This window comes from Saccharospirillum impatiens DSM 12546 (assembly GCF_000423605.1).
Classification (GTDB): Bacteria; Pseudomonadota; Gammaproteobacteria; order Pseudomonadales; family Natronospirillaceae; genus Saccharospirillum; species Saccharospirillum impatiens.
Genome location: NZ_AUIH01000003.1, coordinates 175,315 through 196,685, shown reverse-complemented (window position 1 = coordinate 196,685; position 21,371 = coordinate 175,315). Strand labels below are relative to the sequence as shown.

16 protein-coding genes are annotated in these 21,371 nt (G+C 57.1%); 8 read left to right on the top strand and 8 right to left on the bottom strand.

Features of this window, described 5'->3' with window-relative positions:
• Window positions 1-8: 8 nt before the first annotated feature.
• Window positions 9-1,484 carry a tetratricopeptide repeat protein gene (locus G565_RS0103435; RefSeq protein ID WP_028669712.1) on the bottom strand — a complete coding sequence of 492 codons (1,476 nt, stop codon included), beginning with the start codon at window positions 1,482-1,484 and terminating at the stop codon, window positions 9-11.
• Window positions 1,485-1,901: 417 nt separating this feature from the next.
• On the opposite strand from G565_RS0103435, the gene G565_RS0103430 reads away from it, so the two are divergent.
• The 5 genes from G565_RS0103430 to G565_RS22780 all read left to right on the top strand — a co-directional run bounded on the left by G565_RS0103430 (window position 1,902) and on the right by G565_RS22780 (window position 7,704).
• Window positions 1,902-3,542, top strand: coding sequence for a tetratricopeptide repeat-containing response regulator (locus tag G565_RS0103430; RefSeq protein ID WP_028669711.1), 1,641 nt, complete (start codon window positions 1,902-1,904; stop codon window positions 3,540-3,542).
• Window positions 3,539-4,231, top strand: coding sequence for a sensor histidine kinase (locus tag G565_RS0103425; RefSeq protein WP_028669710.1), 693 nt, complete (start codon window positions 3,539-3,541; stop codon window positions 4,229-4,231). The genes G565_RS0103430 and G565_RS0103425 overlap by 4 nt, the downstream gene beginning before the upstream one ends.
• 60 nt (window positions 4,232-4,291) lie before the next feature.
• Complete coding sequence (gene guaD / locus G565_RS22785; RefSeq protein WP_084649199.1) at window positions 4,292-5,638, top strand: guanine deaminase; 1,347 nt, start codon at window positions 4,292-4,294, stop codon at window positions 5,636-5,638.
• Between the two features lie 144 nt (window positions 5,639-5,782).
• Window positions 5,783-6,457 carry a TetR/AcrR family transcriptional regulator gene (locus tag G565_RS0103415; RefSeq protein ID WP_051207244.1) on the top strand — a complete coding sequence of 225 codons (675 nt, stop codon included), beginning with the start codon at window positions 5,783-5,785 and terminating at the stop codon, window positions 6,455-6,457.
• Between the two features lie 77 nt (window positions 6,458-6,534).
• Window positions 6,535-7,704 (top strand): 1-acyl-sn-glycerol-3-phosphate acyltransferase, encoded by a 1,170-nt coding sequence (locus G565_RS22780; RefSeq protein WP_051207242.1) that lies wholly within the window; start codon window positions 6,535-6,537, stop codon window positions 7,702-7,704.
• Window positions 7,705-7,986: 282 nt separating this feature from the next.
• Here the strand turns inward: G565_RS22780 and lolB are convergent, their stop codons facing one another.
• Window positions 7,987-8,547, bottom strand: a complete 561-nt coding sequence (gene lolB / locus G565_RS0103405) for a lipoprotein insertase outer membrane protein LolB (RefSeq protein WP_028669708.1) — start codon at window positions 8,545-8,547, stop codon at window positions 7,987-7,989.
• Complete coding sequence (locus G565_RS0103400; RefSeq protein ID WP_028669707.1) at window positions 8,544-10,289, bottom strand: tetratricopeptide repeat protein; 1,746 nt, start codon at window positions 10,287-10,289, stop codon at window positions 8,544-8,546. Before G565_RS0103400 ends, lolB begins: the two co-directional genes overlap by 4 nt.
• A gap of 458 nt (window positions 10,290-10,747) precedes the next feature.
• Here G565_RS0103400 and hemA point away from each other — a divergent pair, with 458 nt between their 5' ends.
• The 3 genes from hemA to prmC are packed head-to-tail and all read left to right on the top strand — an operon-like array spanning window position 10,748 to window position 13,977.
• Window positions 10,748-12,001, top strand: coding sequence for a glutamyl-tRNA reductase (gene hemA, locus G565_RS0103390; RefSeq protein WP_028669705.1), 1,254 nt, complete (start codon window positions 10,748-10,750; stop codon window positions 11,999-12,001).
• Between the two features lie 15 nt (window positions 12,002-12,016).
• Window positions 12,017-13,102, top strand: coding sequence for a peptide chain release factor 1 (gene prfA / locus G565_RS0103385; protein WP_028669704.1), 1,086 nt, complete (start codon window positions 12,017-12,019; stop codon window positions 13,100-13,102).
• An 11-nt stretch (window positions 13,103-13,113) separates the two neighbouring features.
• Complete coding sequence (gene prmC, locus G565_RS22775; protein WP_245584112.1) at window positions 13,114-13,977, top strand: peptide chain release factor N(5)-glutamine methyltransferase; 864 nt, start codon at window positions 13,114-13,116, stop codon at window positions 13,975-13,977.
• A gap of 46 nt (window positions 13,978-14,023) precedes the next feature.
• Here the strand turns inward: prmC and G565_RS0103375 are convergent, their stop codons facing one another.
• The 5 genes from G565_RS0103375 to G565_RS0103355 all read right to left on the bottom strand — a co-directional run bounded on the left by G565_RS0103375 (window position 14,024) and on the right by G565_RS0103355 (window position 21,284).
• Window positions 14,024-14,698, bottom strand: a complete 675-nt coding sequence (locus tag G565_RS0103375) for a MaoC family dehydratase (RefSeq protein ID WP_028669703.1) — start codon at window positions 14,696-14,698, stop codon at window positions 14,024-14,026.
• A 186-nt stretch (window positions 14,699-14,884) separates the two neighbouring features.
• Window positions 14,885-15,859, bottom strand: a complete 975-nt coding sequence (locus G565_RS22770) for a D-2-hydroxyacid dehydrogenase (RefSeq protein WP_051207240.1) — start codon at window positions 15,857-15,859, stop codon at window positions 14,885-14,887.
• Between the two features lie 111 nt (window positions 15,860-15,970).
• Complete coding sequence (locus G565_RS0103365) at window positions 15,971-17,818, bottom strand: methyl-accepting chemotaxis protein (RefSeq protein WP_028669702.1); 1,848 nt, start codon at window positions 17,816-17,818, stop codon at window positions 15,971-15,973.
• Between the two features lie 108 nt (window positions 17,819-17,926).
• Window positions 17,927-20,050 (bottom strand): phosphate acetyltransferase, encoded by a 2,124-nt coding sequence (pta, locus tag G565_RS0103360; RefSeq protein ID WP_037337538.1) that lies wholly within the window; start codon window positions 20,048-20,050, stop codon window positions 17,927-17,929.
• A 34-nt stretch (window positions 20,051-20,084) separates the two neighbouring features.
• On the bottom strand, window positions 20,085-21,284 hold the full coding sequence (locus G565_RS0103355; protein WP_028669700.1) for an acetate/propionate family kinase: 1,200 nt from the start codon (window positions 21,282-21,284) through the stop codon (window positions 20,085-20,087).
• Between the last annotated feature and the right edge of the window lie 87 nt (window positions 21,285-21,371).

Genomic DNA, 21,371 nt, shown 5'->3' with positions numbered 1-21,371 from the left:
CTTGGCTCCTAGAAGGTCAGGGTCAGGGACTGGCTGATCACCCACTGATCCCGGCTGTAGGCATTGATGTTGCTGTCGAGCCAGCTGTAGCGCAGACCGCTGCGGCTGGTCAGCCAGGGTTCCGGGACCCAGGTCAGGCTGGCGTCGAAGGCCAGACGTTGATCCGAGCGGCGCTTGTTGTCGGTGGTGCCTTGCTCGACAAAGAGCCGGTCGTCGGCCTGATACCGGTGCCATTGGTGTTCCAGGGCAAGGCTGGTCGTCAGCCGGTTTGGCCAACGCCAGTCGAGCTGGTACTGCTGTGCCAGCCCGCGCCATTCGTTAAAGCCATTGTCAGTGCCCGCTCGGTTGAATTGAATGTACTGGCTGACAAATCGATGACGGCGGGGCGCATCCTGCACCGTGGCGACCAGGCCGAGGGCGTCCCGAACGCTGTTGCTGCGGCCATCCTGCTGGGCGAACGAGAGGCTGCTTGAGGCAATAGGCCCCAGCCAAATGGCGTCCCAAGCCGGAAAACTGGCCTCGGCGCTGAGGTTGAGGCTGAATTGCCAGGGCTGATTGTCGAGCCACAATTGCCCGGCGTTGACGGCCAGAGTCTGGCGTGATCTGTCGGTGTTGCTCTGGTACCGCCACTGGCCGTTCAGACCCAGTTGATTGTAGCCACTGTTGCCAGGGCTCAGGGTGGTCAGGCCTTGCAGGCTATAGAGGTTAGCCGCTCTTAGGTGGGTAGGCCGAACCCAGGTACTGCCCAGCCGAAAACGGCCGAATCCGCTGTCGATGGCTTTGGATGCATCAGACAAGTCCGTCAGACCCAAAAGGTTGGGGGCCAGCGGCTCGTTCAGCGTAGCGCCGCCGTTAATATTGGTGTCATATCCGACATCCAACCCGGCAAACATCTGAAATTGCTGGATCTGGGCCCGCTGGGCTGCCTCTATCCGGCTCAGAAACTCGTTGATATTATCACGGACATTCGCGGGCGGGTTGGTCGCCAACACCTGTTTGAATTCAGTGCGACTGCGCTCAAGGTTATTGTTGATGAAATACGCTCGCGCCAGATCAAGACGGACCCGGTGCCGTTCGGGTGCATACACCAGTATTCGTTCCAGTGTGAAGATAGCCTCCTGTGCCCGGCCTTCCTGAATCAGCACTTGTGCGTAATACAGATCAAAGCGGGGGGTGCCCTCGAAGCGATCCAGTAACGCATTGGCCATGACCCGGGCGTTGGCCCAGTCCCGCGTTTCCACCATGGCAATAAACTGGGTTAGGGCTGTATCTGCATCAGCGCTATCGGCAGACAGCGGGGCCACGGCCTCGGCCAGCGCGCCGATGTTCCCGGAAGACTGATTGGCAGGTTCAGCCACGGGCGGGGTTTCCGCGACCGCAGTGGACAGGAGCAGCGCAGGCAGAAGATAGAAGCCCAGGCAAGCCAGTGAAGGGGTTAACCGTCGGGTGTAAACCCGGTACTCGGACAATGCAGCAACAGTCATAATGCAGCGGTTCCGCTCTGACTCTGTTGGTTTTACACCGCCGTTGGTGCCAACGATGTTCGTTAACCCGGTCTCAGCGGTTATGTGACCGAATTCGAAGACAGTATAGCCTCAAACGTCATCACTCTGGCAGTCTGACCCGGGCAAAAAAACGAATTTGGGGCTACCCTGTTGAGAGCAGATTTTTTGAACAGGGGTCAAAGGTTAATGAGGCTCCCCAAAAAAGGCCTTGGCTCGGTGCCGCGGTCTTAGTCAGCGAAACGTTGCGGCTGATTGACGGGCGTCAGGCATAGGTAGCCGGGTAGGGCGGAGTGCTGGCCACTGGACCGATAGTGCAGTCCGGGCCAGTTAGGTATACCCAGTGCCTGCTGCGCATAATTTGCCCCCTTGAAACCGATCCAGACAGGAAATAGTGATTTGGAACTGAACCAGTCGTTGAACAAAAAGTTTTTGCTGATTGATGACTTTTCCAATGTGCGCAAATCAGTCAAGGGCATGCTGAACTCCCTGGGGGTCAGTCATGTCTCCGAGGCGGCTCATGGCGCCGAGGCGACAAAGCTGGTTCGCGATCAGACGTTTGATGTCATTCTCTGTGACTACAACCTGGGCAAAAGCAAAAACGGCTCTCAGTTGCTGGAAGAATGGCGCACCAGGGGTTGGCTGTCGTATCAGACGGTGTTTGTGATGATTACCGCCGAAACGTCACGTGACTTTGTGATGGGCGCACTCGAATTTCAGCCCGATGACTATCTGGCCAAACCCTTTGCCATGGATACGCTGCAGAATCGACTGGATCGCTGGCTGGATCGTCAGTCTGCGCTGGGCCCGATTAATCAGGCGCTGGACAAGAAAGACTACCCGGCCCTGGCAAGGGCTGCGCGCGAGGTGATGGAGACCAAGGCGCGGTATCGGGGTTGGGCGCAGCGTAAATACGTCGAGGCCCTGTATCACCAAAACCAGTTCACTGAAGCTGCGCATTTCCTGCAGGCTCTGCTCGACAAGCGGGACTTGCCCTGGGCACGGCTTGAGCGGCACCGGATTGACGTGAAAGAAGGCAAGCTGGAAGCAGCGGAGAGGGGGCTGAAAACGCTGATCATGTTGCAGCCCAATATGGTTGAGGCCTACGACCTGCTGGCTGACGTGCAAATGCAGATCAGGCAACCCGAAAAAGCACAGGAAACCCTGTCTCAGGCTCTGGTGCGTTCGCCGCGGAATATCGCCCGCCAACGTGTCTTTGCCGGGCTGGCCAGCGATAACGGTGATCACGTTGCGGCGACGCGTGCCTACAAGGAGATTGTCAGTCTGGCGGATGGCACCATGCACGAGTCGTCCCGGGGCTATAAAGATGTGCTCAGATCGACCCGTACCCAATTGCAAAGTCTCGACGACGATGCCCTTAAACGACGATTGCAGCGGGACGCCCAGTCGCTGTTGAAAAAGCTGATCAAACAATACCCGGACGAACCGGATACCGAGTTGTTCAGTAAGGCGTATCGGGCCTACCTTGCGGATTCAGCCGACGCTGAGTCAACTGACCGTGCCTTCCTGGAGTCGATCGCCCAGGCAGCCCGTGAACAGATGGGCGAATTGGGAGAAGACAGTGCACTTGATATTGTCGACATTCTTTATGAACAGGGCCTGTCCAAAGAAGCGGACGCGCTGGTCGAGGAATTGCGCCAGTACCACAAGGATTCCGGCGCTTTTGTGAAACGGCTGAACCAGTTGCAAGCCGAACCCATTACTCAGGAAGCGCGGCGTCATGCCCATAAAGTGAATACCGAAGGCATCGACCTCTACAAGCAAAAAGACTACCAGGCGGCTACGCTGCTGTTTGAAGACGCCTTATCTTATTCGCCACGCCATCCGGGTATTATCCTGAATTATGTCCAGTCGAGCTTACTGTTGATGGGGCAGTCCCGCCTGTCATTCAATCAGCTTGATCGATGCCTCGATATTGTTAACCGGCTGGATTATTTGCCCGCCGACCACTATCAGTATGAGCGCTACACCAATATCCGCGACAAGGTTATCGCGCTGCACGCTAAGGTGAAACCATGAGCAATCCAGTTGATATGCACACCATCATGGCCGCGACGGTTCATGATGTGAAAAACGCCCTAAGCCTGATTGACCACGAGTTGCGTGAGGTAATTGACACCATTGAGGAACGAGAGCCCGACAGCAGTATGAAGTTGAACCGGCTCCGGCTGGAAGCTGGTCGGATCAACAACGACCTGGTGCACATGCTGGGCCTTTACCGGATGAATAACGACACCTTCAGACCGGATTTCGATGAAGTGCTGATCGAAGATGTGATTCGCGATGCCACCTCCCGTTACCAGCAAACCCTGGCGTCTCTGGGCATTCAGCTGAGCGTTGAACTCGAGGATCCGGACATTGCCTGGGTAATCGATCCGGTGCTGATCGAGGGTGTGCTGGCCAATATACTGACCAACAGCATTCGATACACCCGCGACAAGCTGGATTTCCGGGCATTCATGGCGGATGGTGGCCTGTGTATCACGCTCACTGACAATGGTGAGGGCTACCCGGCGAAAATGATGAACTTTATGAGTGAAACCCCCACACAGGGCGAGCTCAGCTTTCAAAATGGCAGTACCGGACTTGGGCTGTATTTTTGCCAGCAGATCGCTCAACTGCACCGTCAGGGAGACGCCGAAGGCTATATTCGACTGACCAATCACGACGATCACGGTGGCGCTGTTTTTACCTTATGGCTGCCTTGATATTGACCTTATGGTCAGGTTTGGTAAAGTTCATGCGTATTAATCACCCGTGACTTGCCCATGACCCGCCCTGCAAAGAAGACCCCTACAGTATTTAAAGCGTCGACTCCACTGAGCCAGGAAGTGGCTGCTCGGGCAACCGTTCTGTTCGGTCAGACCATCGATTTTCCAGAAGCCGACCAGGTGCGCCATTGTTCAAAGGCGGCTCTGGTTTTGGTGGATGGGCGTATTGCCTGGCACGGGCCCGTCGCTGAGTTACCTTACGCCCGGCAGGCGTTTGCCAGGGCAGAAGACTACGGCGACGCCTGGATATTGCCCGGCCTGATCGACACCCATGTTCATGCCGCTCAGATGCCGGTTATTGCTAGCTGGGGCGAACAATTGCTCGACTGGCTGAATCGCTACACCTTTCCGGCCGAACGCCGTTTTGAAGACCCGGCGATTGCGCGCCAGCAGAGCAATGTCTTTCTCGACGCCCTTCTTGCGCACGGCACGACCACGGCCATGGTGTTTGGCACCGTTCATGAAGCAGGCACCGATGCTCTGTTTGACGCGGCCCACAAGCGCCAGATGGCCCTGATCGCCGGTAAAGTCCTGATGGACCGGAATTGCCCGGATTACCTCAGCGATACAGCCGATAGCGGATTTGACGCCAGTGCCCGGCTGATTCATCGCTGGCACGGAACCGACCGCCTGCATTACGCCATTACGCCGCGTTTTGCGCCAACCTCGACCGAAGCTCAACTGGAACGTGCCGGCGCGTTGCACCGCGAAGCCGATGGGTTGTATATGCAAACACACGTCTCGGAAAACCAGGATGAAGTGAACTGGGTACAGTCGCTGTTTCCAAATTCCAGAGATTACGTGGACGTCTATCAACACTATGGCCTGCTGCATGACCGGGCTGTATTGGCGCATGGAATCCACCTGACTGACCGTGAATGGTCAGCATTGCGGGAACACCAGTCGCGCATAGCCGTTTGCCCGACCTCCAATACCTTTCTTGGCAGCGGCCTGTTTGATTTTGCCCGGGCTGAACGGGAGGGCGTGGCGCTGGGACTCGCCAGTGACGTCGGTGGCGGGACCTCGTTGTCGCAACTGGTCTCAGCGGCGGAAGCCTATAAAGTAGGGCAGTTGCAGGGCTACAAATTGACCGCGAATCAACTCTGGCACCAGGTAACCTCGGGCAACGCCCGGGCACTGCACCTGGATTCGCAGATTGGCACTCTGGATACCGGCAAGATGGCTGATCTGGTCGTGCTCGATACGACCCGCAACACCAACCTCAGTGCGCGATTGGCGCAGGTGGAATCGCTCGATGAAGCGTTGTTTGCAACCCTGATTCTGGGTGATGAACGGTTGACCCGAGCTACCTGGGTCGCCGGTGAGCGGCTGTATCACCAGTAGCGAGCCATTCCCGTCAGTTGCATTGAACCGGGAAGCCGCTTAAGCTCGAAACGTATGCGGAATCAGTGAGTTAGGCAAGGCAGTGATTGCTGCCTGATAGCCACTGGCTTCGCCCTCTCCATCACCTCAGTGCGGGAAGTCATCATGGTCGATCAGGCCCAGAAACGCTTGAAAGAAGAGTTCCAGACCAAGGAAAAGGCAGGGCGAATCCGGCAACAAAACGAGGCCATTATTCTTAAGGCAGCTGAAGTTGAATTCGCACAGCATGGCTTTAAAGGAACCTCGTTGAACGCGATTGCCGAGCGGGCTGGACTGCCCAAATCCAACATTCTGTATTATTTTCAGAGCAAAATCGGTCTGTATGGCGCGGTGTTGTCGGACATTCTGGGAATGTGGAACCAGGCGTTTAACACCACCACCGCCGATGAAGACCCCGCTGCTACTATTTATGCCTATATATGTTCGAAAATCCGCTATTCCCGCAGTCATCCGCTGGCATCGAAAATTTTTGCCATTGAGGTGATACAGGGTGCCCCGCATTTGAAAAAGTATCTGGCTCAGGAAATGCACCACTGGGCATTGGGTCGTACCGACGTAATCAAAGCCTGGATAGACGCTGGGAAAATGGATCCGATCGATCCGTTGCATCTGATGTTCATGATATGGGGCAGTACCCAGCATTACGCTGACTTTGCCACCCAAATTGAGTGGGCGCTCGACAGCGATGGACTGAACGAGGCTGACTTCGAGAAAGCTGAACGCACCCTGACGCACGTTATTCTCAAAGGCATTGGTTTGCAGGTACCCGGTGAAGCCTGAGCATTATCGGGTGCTGACCTGATTTTCAGCGCTGGTTGGAGTAAAGTGGCTGCCTTTTATTGGTCTCGTAGGGCTGTATGACTGCAGAATTTGATGATATTCGCCCCTTTAATGACGACGAAGTTCCACTCGTATTGAAGCGGGTGCTGGCCGACCCGGAAATGCACGCGGCCATAGGTGCCTGGGTTGCACCGGGGATGAACCGCAAGGCTCCCTGGCTATTGCATCCTCTGATCCGTCTGGGCCTGGCCTGGCAGTTTCGAGGCATTCGTCGTATAGATGACTTTCAACCCCGCTTGCGGGGTTACCTGAAACGCATCCTCGATAAAAGCGTGGCGGATCTGTCTGTCTCCGGGCTGGAAGCACTGGACCCGGATAAGGGGTATCTGTTTGTCTCCAACCACCGGGACATTGTGATGGACCCGGCCATGGTCAACTGGACACTTTATCATGCCGGGTTTCAGACCGTGCGCATCGCCATTGGCGATAACCTGCTGAGCAAGCCCTTTGTCAGTGATCTGATGCGGCTGAACAAGAGCTTCATCGTGCGCCGGTCAGTCAAGGGCATGAAAGCCAAACTGAAAGAAGCTCAGATATTGTCGCGTTACATTCATCATTGCATTACCGCCGATCAAACCAACGTCTGGATTGCTCAGCGCGAAGGCCGCGCCAAGGATGGGTACGACAAGACCAACCCGGCCGTCATTGGCATGTTCAGCCTGAGCAGGCCCAAAGACCGGGATTACGCCAGCTACATTCGTGAATTGAACATTGTGCCCGTGACCATTAGCTACGAAGTGGATCCGCTCGATCTCTCCAAGGCTCGGGAGCTCTATGCACAGGAGCATAAGGGCGGCTACAAGAAAAAAGCTCATGAAGACGTACAGTCCATTGCCCGCGGTATGACCGGCTGGAAAGGGCGGGTGCACCTGGCGTTTGGCGAGGTGCTCAGCGGTGATTACGAAAAAGACACGGATGTTGCGGCCGCGATCGACGCTCAGGTGCACCAGCACTACCGGTTGTACGAGTCCAATGAATGGGCGCACGCCACACTGCAGGGCGATCATGCAGAGCCGACAAATGCCGATGCGGTGAAGTTGGCTGGGCGAATTGCTGCAACCCGGGATTCATTGAAGCCCTACATGCTGCGCCAGTATGCGAATGCGGTACACATGAAGCGGGGGCTGCCAGCTTTAACGTCAGCGATGGATGAGACCGCGCCAGACTCGAACGACCTCGGGGATTGACCGGCGTTTATCAATGTTTTGGCATTGTGCGGAAGTGACCCCAGATTCAGAGGCCTCCACGAGGCTTTCGCTGTTAACCGGTGCCGGTCACCGGTTAGGCTTGGCCAGGGTCGACGTGAACCCATCCCTGGACCGCAGGAGATGATTTCCTTCCAGGGGATTTACCCTTCCGGCTCGCTTCGCTCATGCTAAAATGCTCCTGGCGTTTTAGTCTCTGCTGCGGACCACCACCCTAGATAAGCCTATCCGGCAACCGTCACTGGCCGTATAGGGCGCCGGTTCCTACAACTCGCTAATCCAGTTGCGAATGACCAGCCGGCCGCTGCTGCCGTTGCGAGCGAAGTCGATGCGTCGGGGCAGGGATTCGCCGGTTTCATCGAAGTACAAAGGGTAATCAACCTGCCAGCCTGACTGGGTGATTCGTTGCACCTGGCGGTTGTTGGTATCCCGGTCAATGGTGGCGCTGATGCCGGGGTAGGGTCGGGCACGTACCCAGTATTGCAGGTAGTCGAGCGGCAAATCCAAATCAGTAATTTCGTAGGCGAGTTCCCGCAAGGTGCTGCGGGTCACCTGGTCATCGCCCTGAGTCAGGGTGACTGACCCCGGTGCGCCGCGTATTTGCACGGCTCCCTGACCCAGTGGGCCGCTCAGTTCAATGTCAAAATCCTGTGCGCGTTGTTCCCAGTTAACGTTGAAGCTGCTGGCTTCTGTGGCGTTTCGAACGGCCATTTTTCCGGACAGTGCCCAGTTCTCAGTCAGGTCACCGGCCCCCGGTTGAGTGCCGAAGCGGGCACAACCGGCCAGCAACAGGGTCACCAGGCCAACAACCAGTAGCGACTTCATCGATCGATACCCAGAGTTTCAATGATGGCCCGTGCGGTCGGGCTATCGCTGTTCCAGTCAAATGCCTGGTCAAGCCAGCGCTGGGCCTCTTCCTGCTTGCCTTGCGCCCACAGCGCAGCGGCAAGGTGTGCAGCCACTTCATCCGATTCCATAGACTCCAGGGATCGGCGCAGCCAGCGCTCGGCTTCGATCAGATTGCCAAGGCGATACTCGACCCAGCCTTTGGAGTCCTGAATGGCTGGATCGTCCGGTTGTTGTTCAAGTGCCCGGTCAATGTAACGTTGGGCCTGAGCGAGATTCACGTTGCGATCTGCCCAGGTGTAACCCAGTGCATTCAGAGCCGACGCGTTGTCCGGCTCACGCTCCAGAACGTCAGTCAGGTTGGCTTCGAGCAACTCGTATTGCCCCTGGTTGGCGGCTAGCAAGGCCTGATCGTAAAGCAAGCTGGTATCGCCCGGGTGAGCCGACAGGGCCTGACCATAAATCGCCATAGCCTGGTCTGGCTCTCCCAGTCGGCGGAATAGGTCGGCTTCAATACGCCACAGTACGGGGCTTTGAGCCGGGTAAGTCTGCCGCGCCTGGTGCAGGGCTTGCTGAACTTCCGCGGGCCGCGTTTGCCACACCTCGCTGAGTTCCGCCAGGGCTGAGACGATATAAGGCGGCGCCTGGACGCTCAGGAAGCGCTGGGCGGCTTCTTCGGGTACGCGATTGATGCGGCTGATTCTGCCCAGAAAGTAGTGTGCCTCATCGCTGTATTCAGTGGGGATCAGGCGTTCAAACAGCACTTCGGCCGTGTCGTAATCTTCATTGTCGAAAGATTCCCGGGCGAAAGCCCGGGCAATCACCGGTTCATTCGGGAATCGATTGAACAGCGATTCAAGTGTCGCTGTTTTATTGGTATCCGAATCGGCGTAAGCAAAGCCGGCATAGGTCGTCGCGACCTGGCTGTTGTTGGGGTAACGGTCGGCGAGGTCGCTGATCGCCGTGCGAGCCTGTTCGATGTTATTCAGTTCTAGCAGAAGCCGGAATTCCAGCAAGCCTTTATCGGGGCTGTCTTGCTGGGCCCGATTGGCTGTAAGAGTATCCAGTGCTTGCTCATACTGGCCGAGCGTTGACAGCAATTGGGCGTTGGCAAACCCAATGCTGGTGTTGTTTGGATGACTGGCTTCGGCCTCGGCCAACACCGGCAACAGCCGGGCTTGCTCGTCACCGGTCAGGGCATTAATACCCGCCAACGCGCCGTCAACTTCGGCATTCGGGTCGAGCGTCAACCATTGATTCAGTGCCCGGCCAGCGGTGACCTGATCGGCATTGGCGAGACTGGCGATGGTCAATGCCTGCCAGCCTTCGGCGCTGTTGGGTTCCAGACGAAGCCAGTGGCCAGCATGCTCTCCCATAGCATCGTAATTGCCGATCACCTGATTCAGTGCGGTGGCCCGTTGCGCTACTTCGAGATCGTCGTACTGTCGGTCCAGACGGCTGTACAGTTGAGCGGCCGAGGCAAAGTCACCTCTATTGGTGGCAATTTCTGCCAGTAACAGGGTATAGAACGATTCGCCGGTCAGCGGGGTTGCAGCAATGCGGTTCTCTGAAGAGGCTGATTCAGAACCGGGTGAGCTGGCTTGAGGCTCGGCATTATCCGACGAGTCGACCTGAGAGGCGGTTGTGCTGCAGCCGCTGAGGGCCAGGCTAAGCATCAGGGTGGCCAGCAGATTGTGTCTAAAAGGTGCGGTTGATGTCATGTCTTGGCTTCGCAGTTTGATGATGAGCGTTGCGACCTGAACTAAAAACAGGTTACTCCGGGGCTATCGTGCCAGGGTGTTTCTCTTCGGTGCACGGGCTGATTTAGCCTCGGTGCAGTTAACATCGGTATCAGGGTGTACGCACAGGGTAATGGTTCAGCTCAGTATCGCCCGGCGCCTTCAATGAATTGGGCCTCGCGCAATAGCCGTGGGCAATCATGAGTATAGCGGGCGCTGCGTTGTTTGTGACCCAAGTGCCCTCATACTGCGTTCTGTGCCCGGCTAGAGTGACCTGAGGGTGGCTGTCGGGTACAGCGAGCGAAGCGTAAATCCGTGTAAAGATGGCGGCCGTCAGGCCTGCCCGGGCAGTCGTGGCGGGGATTATCACAGTCGCCTCGGGACCGGAAAATCGGTAGACTACGCGTTTGATCAACGAAGTGAGCAGGCCCCGTCCAAACATGTCATTGCTGGCCCTAGGTATCAATCACAACACGGCGTCAGTAGACGTTCGGGAGAAAGTCAGTTTCGCTCCCGAAACCATGCCCGACTCCCTGTCGTCGGTGTTGTCGATTCCGGGCATTGAAGAGACGGTGATTCTCTCGACGTGCAACCGCAGTGAAATCTATTGTTCGCTGACGGAGCCGACTGTCGGAATCGAAGCACTGGTTCAGTGGCTCGCCCAGACGCATCGTATTTCCCCCGATGAATTGCGCGCCGCACTTTATATTCATGCCGACGCCGATGCGGTATCTCACCTCGGGCGCGTCGCCGCCGGGCTGGATTCGATGGTGCTGGGCGAGCCGCAGATTCTGGGCCAGTTAAAATCTGCCTTTGCTGTCGCTCAGGAATACGATTCGGTTGGTCAGCAGTTACACCACCTGTTTCAGCACAGTTTTCGGGTGGCCAAGGAAGTGCGTACACATACCGCCATTGGTGAGAACGCGGTCAGTGTGGCGTATGCGGCTGTGCGGTTGAGTACGCGTATTTTTGACCGGCTCGATCGCTGCCGGGCGCTGCTGATCGGGGCTGGTGAAACCATTGATCTGGTGGCCCGGCATCTGCGTGACAAGGGTGTTACCGACATCGTCGTTGCCAACCGAACACTCGCCCGGGCTCAGAGCCTGGCCTCGGAGTTTGGTGCCCGTGCGGTTTTGCTGTCGGACATTCCCGATGAGCTGCCTGGCGCTGACATCGTGATTTCCTCAACCGCCAGTCAGTTACCGATCATTGGCAAGGGTATGGTTGAACGTGCCCTGAAGAAACGTCGCCACAAGCCGGTTTTCATGGTCGATATAGCCGTTCCCAGGGATATCGAAAGCGAAGTCGGGGATCTGTCCGATGTGTATTTGTATACCGTTGATGATCTTAAAACAGTTATTGAAGCCAATGTACGCAGTCGACAGGAAGCGGCTCGCGAGGCGATGGACATTATTGCTCGCTCGACTGATGCGTTCAGTCAGTCGTTGAAAGAACGTCAGGCAGCTGACACCATTCGCGCGCTTCGCCGACAGGCCGAACAGCTGAAGGACGTCGAACTGGAAAAAGCCCGGCGGGCTCTGGAACAGGGTGCAGACGCTCAACTCGTCGTCGAGCAACTGGCCCGGGGCCTAACCAACAAGTTACTCCATGCACCCACGGTGGCCTTGCGCAAAGCCCACGGTGATGGTGACAAGGAAGCCAGCGAGTGGGCTTCCCGTCTCTTTGATTTATAAGGCATCCACGCGTTTATGAAAGACTCCATTCGCCAGAAATTGTCGGAATTGACTGAACGCTATGACGAATTAGCCCGTCTGTTATCCCAGCCCGAGGTGATCACGGATCAAACCCGGTTTCGACAGTACTCTCAGGAGTATGCCGAACTGGAGGATGTGGTCGGCTGTTTTGCCCGCTATGAAGGGGTTGAGCGTGATAGAGACGATGCACGCCAGTTGATGGACGACACCGACCCGGAGATGCGCGATATGGGCCGGGAAGAAGTTAAGCTGAGTGAAGATCGTCTGGAGCAGTTGACCGATGAGCTGCAGGTGTTGCTGCTGCCCAAAGACCCCAACGATGGTCGCAACGTTTTCTTGGAAGTACGAGCCGGCACCGGCGGCGATGAAGCAGCCCTGTTCGCCGGGGACTTGCACCGTATGTATGGTCGTTACGCCGAACGCATGGGCTGGCGTTTGGAGGTGTTGTCAGCCAGTGAAGGGGAGCACGGTGGTTTCAAGGAGGTCATCAGCCGCATCAGTGGCGAACAGGTGTATTCGCATCTGAAATTCGAATCCGGTGCTCACCGGGTTCAGCGTGTACCCGACACCGAAAGCCAGGGCCGCATTCATACCTCGGCCTGCACCGTTGCGGTCATGCCGGAAGCCGATGAACTGGCCGATGTTGAGATCGACAAGGGCGATCTGCGGGTCGATACCTATCGCGCTTCGGGTGCTGGTGGCCAGCACGTCAACCGAACCGATTCCGCCGTGCGTCTGACGCATCTGCCCACCGGCATTGTGGTGGAATGCCAGGATGAGCGCTCCCAGCACAAGAACAAAGCCCGGGCCATGTCGTTACTGGCTGCCAAGATCATGGATGCTCAATCCAGTGCAGCCGCAAAGGAACAGGCCGATACCCGGCGCAGTCTGGTCGGCAGTGGCGACCGTTCCGAGCGCATCCGTACCTACAATTTTCCACAAGGCCGCATCACCGACCACCGCATCAATTTAACGCTCTACAAGCTGGATGAAGTGATGCAAGGCGCTCTGGATCAGGTGGTGGACCCATTGGTACAGGAACATCAGGCGCAGTTGCTGGCTGACATGTCACAGTCCTGACCGGTACCAAGATGAAGGAAAACAATTCCATGCCAGAGGCGGGTTTGAAGCGGGTGTGCGAGGCTTTGCGGTGGGCTCAGCAGCAGGGGCTGGAGGCGCTTGATGCCGACCTGTTGCTCGCCCTTGTGCTGGGCAAAAGCCGAACATGGCTGTTCACCTGGCCTGATCGAACCCTGGATAAAAACCAGCAGCACCAGTTTGAAGACCAGGTTCGTCGTCGCCTGGCGGGTGAGCCGGTTGCGCATATTATCGGCACGCGCGAATTCTGGTCACTTCCCTTGAAAGTAAACGCCAGTACCCTGATTCCCAGGCCCGATACCGAAACGCTGGTGGAAGCCGTTCTGGAGCGTTTTGATAACTCTGCATTGCGGGTGGCGGACTTGGGGACCGGTACCGGCGCCATTGCACTGGCGCTGGCCAGCGAGCGACCGGGTTGGGATATCAGCGCGTTTGATGTTCAGCCCGATGCCGTAAAACTGGCCCGGGAAAACGCCCGGCTACTGGGGTTGCCGATAGCGGTTAGCCAGAGCCACTGGTGTGATGCCCTGGCAGATGCGTCGCTCGACTTGCTGGTGTCTAACCCGCCCTACATTGCCGCTGATGACGAGCATCTACAGCAGGGTGATGTCCGTTTCGAACCCAGAACCGCCCTGGTTGCCGACAAAGGTGGTCTGGCGGATATTCATACCCTGATCGAACAGGGAAGCCGGGTGCTGGTGCCGGGCGGCTGGCTGTTTTTGGAACACGGCTGGACCCAGGGAGAGGCTGTCAGGGCTTGCTTCGAGCGCCTGGGCTACCACCAGGTAGAGACCTTGCAGGACTTGGGGCAGCGGGACCGGATAAGCCTGGGCCAGTGGAGCCCTGGGGCCAGTTAGTGCCAGTCAGCGCAAGCCTCAGCACTCGCCGGGGAAGCTGGGTTGGCTAATAGACCAGCCTAACCACGGTTTCGGCCACGCAAGCTGGCCGGCGGGTGTGTTCAATATTGACCGTTACTTCTTCGGTCACTTCCAGACCACGGCGTACCACTTCAACTGCGACGATTTTCTTGGTTGCACGCACCCGACTGCCTGCTTTCAGCGGGTAGGGGAAGCGCACCTTATTCAAGCCCAGGTTGACCACCATTTTTGCACCGGGGTAAGGCGGGTTGGTCGGGTCAACCGAGTTGGTGAGCTTTGGGATCATCGATAAAGTCAGGAAGCCATGGGCGATGGTCGCCCTGAACGGAGACTCCTGTTCCGCCCGCACCGGATCGATGTGTATCCATTGCTGGTCTTCGGTCACATTGGCAAAGGCGTTGATTCTGTCCTGTTCGAGGCTCAGCCATGGGCCTTCATAGACGGTATCACCCAACTGCCCCAATAAGGTCTGGCGCATGGCTTCTGCTCGGGGATTGTCGCACTCGGTCAATGCATCCTTTGAGGCGTCGACCGGCTTGCGATCCTGGTCCAAAACCCAGTTCACCCATTCGTGATTACGCGCGCTTTGCCACAGTTCGTTCCAGTATTCGCGCCATTGTGGCGCGATAAGCTCCCTAAACTCCGCCTGATTCTGGCTCAGGCGTTCTTTCTTTTCTTTGATCAGGTCAATGACACTCATGTCCGGGAATCCATTTCACAGAGAGGCTGGTGCAGCTTGAATACCGGATATTATACGCCATAACCCCCCGTATCGCTTAATCCCGGTAGAAATGAGTCCCGTGAAAGTGGGTCAACGATGGTTTTTTTACACGTCCTGTGAGCTGGCTCACAGGGCTGTGATTAGCGGCGCCCTCGCCATACCTGGTTAATCCGCAGAGTGGCTCAGTGATGCCGCCAGAGCATCGGGCTCCTGCCGGGCCCAGCGAGTCAGTTTATCCTCCAGTTGGCGCAACAGTGTTGCCATTGCGCCTGCAGAGGACCAGGCAACGTGTGGGGTTACAATAACGTTCGGCAGTGCCGCCAATTGCCAGATGACGTGGTCTTCAGGCGGGGGTTCGCTGCTGGCAACATCCAGTGCCGCGGCACCGATCTGACCTTGGGTCAGAGCGTCCAGCAGGTCTTCTTCGACGATCAGATCGCCCCGGCCGCTGTTGATCAGCAGCGCATGCGATTGCATCAGCGTCAGAGTGTGGCGGTTGATCATGCCTTCGGTCTGATCGGTCAGGGGGCAATGCAGACTGAGCACATCGGCGACTGACAGCGCGGTCTCAAAATCGGTATAACCCGGTCTGACCGATGTGGCTCCTGGCCGCTCTGCATACACAACTGAGAGTCCCATGGCCTGAGCCCTGCTCGCCACTGCTGAGCCGAGGTCGCCTTTACCGACAATCACCAGACGTTTGCCGCTCAGGGTGTCAATGGGCGCCACCCGGTTGCAGAAAAATGGGCTTCGGCTCCAGCCTTTGTCATCGGCATCCTGAAGGTAGGCCTTCAGGTTGCGAGCCAGTGCCAGCATGACCATGATGCAGTGTTCGCCAACGGCATCGACGGCGTAACCGGTAGCATTGAACACGGCTATGCCGCGGGTCCGGCAGAACTCCAAATCGACGTTGTTGATGCCGGTTGCGGTTACACCTATGCATTTAAGGTTGGGTAGCTGGGACAGTAACGGGGCATCGAGCACCACCTTGTTGACGATGGCGATATCGGCACGATGCAAGCGCGCCAGGCGCTGATCGGGTTGGGTCTTGCCGAAGGTTTGCCAGTCGGTCACCGCTGCAGGTGGCGTTAACGTCTGTTCATCGGGGAAGGTGGCAGCATCGAGAAATACGGCTTTCATGCGGGCTCCGTCAGTAAGGGCTCTGTACGCCTGAATGTACCCTATCCGGGCGCTCCGTGCCCGTTCGGCGGACACGGTTGTGACATGGTGTCCGCCTGGTTGCTGCTGGGTCTACACTTTGAAGCGGGACAGGTTCTGGCGAATTTTGCTGCTAACGCCGTGCAAATCATCTGACTGTACCGTTGCCTGATCAACGTTGTCCGCCAGTTGATTGGACGCGTCCTGAATGGCCGTCGCAATGCGACTGATCTCTTCTGTGGCGATATTCTGCTCGCGCGACGCTTCGGCAATACTCTGTGCCCGGGTGGAAATGTCGTCAATCGATTCGGCAATAACGCTCAGGCTGGTGGTAACTTGCTGGGCGCTGGCGGCGGTTTCATCGGTTAGGCTCTTGCTGTTGTTCATGATTGATACCGCTTGTTGGGTTTGCTCTTGCAGCGTTTCAATCATGGTTTGAATTTCGCCGGTCGCCTGGTGTGTGCGCTGTGACAAGGCCCTCACTTCATCGGCGACTACGGCAAAACCACGGCCCTGATCACCGGCTCTTGCCGCTTCAATGGCGGCATTCAATGCCAGCAGGTTGGTTTGCTCGGCGATGTTTTGAATGGTCGATAAAATGGTGTTGATCTCCAGCGCCTGTTCATCCAGTTTGCCGATGACGCCGGTAGCCGTGTCAATTTGACCGGTCAGTTTACCCATGCGTTTGCGGTTTTCAGCGGCATTTGCCATCCCGTTTTGACCCTCAGTAGAAGCTTTCTGCGCTGCGTCGGCCGTGTCGCCCGCATTCTGAGCCACTTCCGCTGAGGTCGACGACATTTCATTAATGGCAGCGGCGACCTGGCTGATTTCGCCCTGTTGCAGCTGAATGGCATCGTTGTTTGCTTTGGCATTATTGCGCGAGGAGTCCGACAGCGTTTCAAGGTCATGGGAATAATTAAGGCTTTCAGACACCAACTGGTGCACGGACTCGACAAATTGATTGAACGACCGACTCAATGAGCCGATCTCGTCGTCGCGCACGACCGTCAGTCTGCGAGTCAGGTCGGCTTCACCCTGGGCGATATCGGACATGGCTGAATCGAGTTCAGAAAGCGGACGCAACAAGTATGAAATGAGGAAGCCCGATACGATGGTCACGATCAGAATGGTCAGGGCGGACACCAGCGTATTACTGAACGCCAGAGCCCCGAGGTCGGAAAAAGCCTCGCTGCTTCTGACCATCAAGACCACACGCCAGTCACTGCCATCGATCGGGTAGGCGGCGCTAAGCCAGCTTTCACCGGTGACTTGCACCTCGGCGGCGGTGGTGGTCAGATGGGCGCTGCCAATCAGTCCGGTGAGATTTTCACCCAGACGATTCTCATCGGGGTGAACCAGAAAATTGTTGCTGCCGTCGACCAGCGCAGCGTAACCCGATGCGCCAAGTTCAACCCCGAGCACTTCCTGCACGATGTCAGTCAGCGCCACATCGGCGGCGAGTACATTTGCTCCGACCGGTTGTGCGAAGCTCATCACCAGATCGCCGGAGGAGGCGTCGATGTATGGCGCAGTGACGATACGCTGTTGTTCTTGCTGGGCCTGAATGAACCAGGGGCGAGTTCTGGGGTCGAAATCATCTGGCAGGGTTTCGGCCGGGAACATGATCATGTCACCGGCTCGGGTGCCCAGATACATGTAAAGAAAACTGCCCGCATTGCTGCCTTGTGTCAGCACCGGAACGGGTTCCGGTGCGTTGGCAATAGCCTGAGCGGCCGACTCAACGACTTGCGCCTTGCTGCTGAGCCAGGTGCTGACAAAACGGCGAGTGTTGGTGCCACTGCGTTGAACGGTGTCGGATACCGACTCTACCAGCGTTGACCGGGCCTGTTGGTAGTTGTAAATGCCATTGATGGCAACCAGCACCATCACGCTCAATGCCACCCCGACCATTAGGCGGGTACGAATGTTCCATGACGTCATTGGTGCTCTCCCGCAGGATTATCGGCCATTCCTGATGAATGGCGTTATGGATAAGTTATAGTTGTTTTAGCGGCCATGAGACCCATTTCTTGAAATCCCTTGATTGACTCATAAAGCCTGACTGGCCTGAACAGCGGTCAGTGCAATGGTGTAGATGATGTCGTCGACGGTCGCGCCGCGCGACAAATCGTTAACCGGTTTGCTCAACCCCTGCAACATGGGCCCAATGCTGACGACGTTGGCACTGCGTTGCACGGCTTTGTAGGTGGTGTTGCCGGTATTGAGGTCCGGGAAAATAAAGACCGTGGCCTTGCCTGCGACTTTACTGGAGGGGGCTTTGCTGGCGGCCACCGATGGGGTCGAGGCGGCATCGTATTGCAAGGGCCCGTCAATCAGCAGATCCGGCCGCTTTGACTGAGCCAGTTTCGTCGCTGCGCGTACCTTTTCGACATCATCGCCTGACCCCGATTCACCCGTGGAGTAGCTGATCATCGCGATGCGCGGTTCAATGCCGAATGCCAGGGCCGAGTCACCACTCTGGATCGCAATGTCCGCCAGTTGTTCGGCGTTGGGGTCGGGGTTAACGGCGCAGTCGCCATACACCACGGCCTGGTCGGGCAGCAGCATAAAAAAGACTGAGGAGACCAGACTGGCATCCGCCTTGGTTTTGATCAGTTGCAGGGCCGGGCGAATGGTATTGGCGGTGGTGTGTACCGCACCGGACACAAGGCCGTCAACATCGCCTTCGGCCAGCATCATGGTGGCCAGCACCACGGTATCCTCAAGTTGCGCCTCGGCCATCGGCGTGGTCAGCCCTTTGTGCTGGCGCAGTGCAACCATGGCTTGAATGTAACGCGGGCGAGCCTGGTCCGGATCAATGATTTCAAGGTCAGGTGGCAGCGTCAGGTTATGGCTGGCGGCGACACGCTCAATGGTGTCGCGATTACCCAATAACACGCAGTCGGCGATGCCGCGTTGCTGGCAGGCGATTGCGGCCTGCACGGTTCTTGGCTCGTCGCCCTCAGGCAGAACAATGCGTTTTTTGACCTGCCGTGCGCGACCCACCAGCAGATGGCGAAAGGCCGGTGGCGATAGTCGCGGCTCAAGGCCAACGCGAGCTCGCTGTGCCAGCCAGTCACCATCCAGGTCAGCGGCGACGGCGTTCATGACGGCGTTCATGCGCTCAACATCGTCCACCGGAACCTCGGTGTTCATGGCATTCAGTCGTTGCGCGCTGACAAATGTATTCGAGCTTACTTCCATCATTGGCAGGCCGGTGGCGAACGCGGCCTGGCATAAATCGAGCAAAGCAGCATCCAGTTTCAAACCACCGGTCAGTACCAGGCCAGCCAGGGGCACCCCGTTGAGGGCGGCCATGCAACTGGCGAGTACGATGTCTTCGCGATCTCCGGGGGTAACCACCAGAGTGCCGGCTTTTAACGTGTGCAGCATATTGCGCATGGTACGAGCACAGACCGTGATGGTCTGGACACGACGAGTCTCGAGCTCTCCCCGGTTCAGCAGCGTTGCCTGCAGGTGATCTGCCACATCCCGTGTGCGCGGTGCCACCAACAGCGGGTTCCAGTGAATGCCCCCGAGAAACCGGAATGATGGGTTGGAAAACACCGGAAGTGACGCGACGATTGTGCGTTCATCGGTCGGGCTGGCGGCAAGTTGTTCGCCGTCTTCGCTGGGCGATATTTGTTGATAGTCGAGTTCGGGGGCGCCTATTTTGTTCAGAATGCAGCCAATTACCCGGGCGTTGTCGATGCCTCCAAACAGACTGGCACTGACCTGAATTCGTTCGTTCAACTGGGCTGAACTGTCCGCATTTCTGGCGGCGACCAGAATGACATCGGCATCCAGCGCGCGGGCCATATTGACGTTCAGCTTGCCGATGTAGTTTTCATCAGCCAGAGGTACCAGCCCTTCGACGATCACCACATCCGCTTCGCCTGCCGACTGCTGAAACCGTTGAATCACGTCTTCCATCAGGTCGTCGGTTTTGTTTTGCGACAAGGCTTGCTGGGCCGCTGCCAGGCTTATGGGCGCAGCCGGGTGCAAACCCAGAGTGGCGTTGATCAGGTGGGTGGATCGTTCGGGTCCCGGGTCGGTTCCGTATCGCTGGGCGATGGGTTTGCAAAATGCGACGCGGATACCCAGTTGATCCAATGCCCGCACCAGGCCCAGACACACAGAGGTGAGGCCGGTTCCGGCACCGATGGCTGTCATAAAAAAGGTGTGTTGCACAAGCGTTCCCTGGTAGTCATTGATTCGAATTGTCACAGACCAGCCGCAGAGTATCCTGCGCGATCATCCATTCTTCACGGGTGGGAATGACGGCAGCAATGGGGCCCTGACCCGCAGAAATGCGACCAAACTCATCACCCTGCGCCTGGTTCAGCTCATCGTCGAGTTTAAAACCAAAAATACTCAGCCGTTGCAGAACGTTTGCCCGAATGTTGGCGGCGTTTTCGCCGATGCCCCCGGTAAAGACCAGTGCGTCCAAACGTCCAAGAGAGGCCGCCAGTCCACCTATTTGCCGGGCCAGTCTGAAACAGAAAACGTCGATCGCCTGCTGCGCCTGGCGATGACCTCTATCTGCCGCTTCGGTCAGCGTACGCATGTCGTTCGACAGTTCCGACAGTCCGCGCAAGCCACTGTCCCGGTTCAGCATCAGGGTCACATCGGCGATGCTCCAGCCCAGTTGTTCACTCAGATATTCGTGCAGGCCGGGATCGATGTCGCCGCTGCGCGTGCCCATTACCAGCCCCTCCAGGGGGGTCATTCCCATGGTGGTGTCGATCGAAAAACCGTCGGAAATCGCGGTTGCGCTGCAGCCATTACCCAGATGGGCTGAAATAATCGCGTGTGACTCCGGGTCCAGACCCAGTTGGCGGACGGCTTGCTGCGCCACGTATTGGTGACTGGTACCGTGGAAGCCATAGCGGCGAACGCCGTGTTCGCGGTAGAGCGCCATGGGCACAGCATAGAGAAAAGCTTCCGGGTCAAGTGACTGGTGAAAAGCGGTATCAAAAACGGCGACTTGCGGCACCGAAGGGTACAACGCCTGCATGACTTGAATGCCCAATACATTGGCCGGATTATGCAACGGCGCCAGATTGGAACAGGCCTCAATACCTCGCAAGGTGACGTCGGTAATTGCGACAGAATCGGTAAAGGTCTCACCGCCGTGCACGACCCGGTGACCGATGCCCGTCAGCGGCTCGTTCAGCGCAAGTTGGATAACAATGTCATTAACTGCCTGTAACGCACCCGAGTGACCATGACCGGGAAGTGGCCTGGTGTGTTTTTTTCCATCAAGGTGCCAGGTCAGCTCAGCATTGAGAGTATTCAGTCGATCGACGAAACCCGACAGCCGTTCATGGCCGTCGGTCATGTCGAACAGCGAAAATTTTAACGATGAACTGCCGGAGTTGATCACAAGCACCGGAACTGCAGCCATGGAGTTGAATCCTTAACCGGTTGGTTGGCTGGCCCAATAGGGAGCCATTTGTGTGTAAGATAGGTCACTGCAGGCCTAATCAGGCTG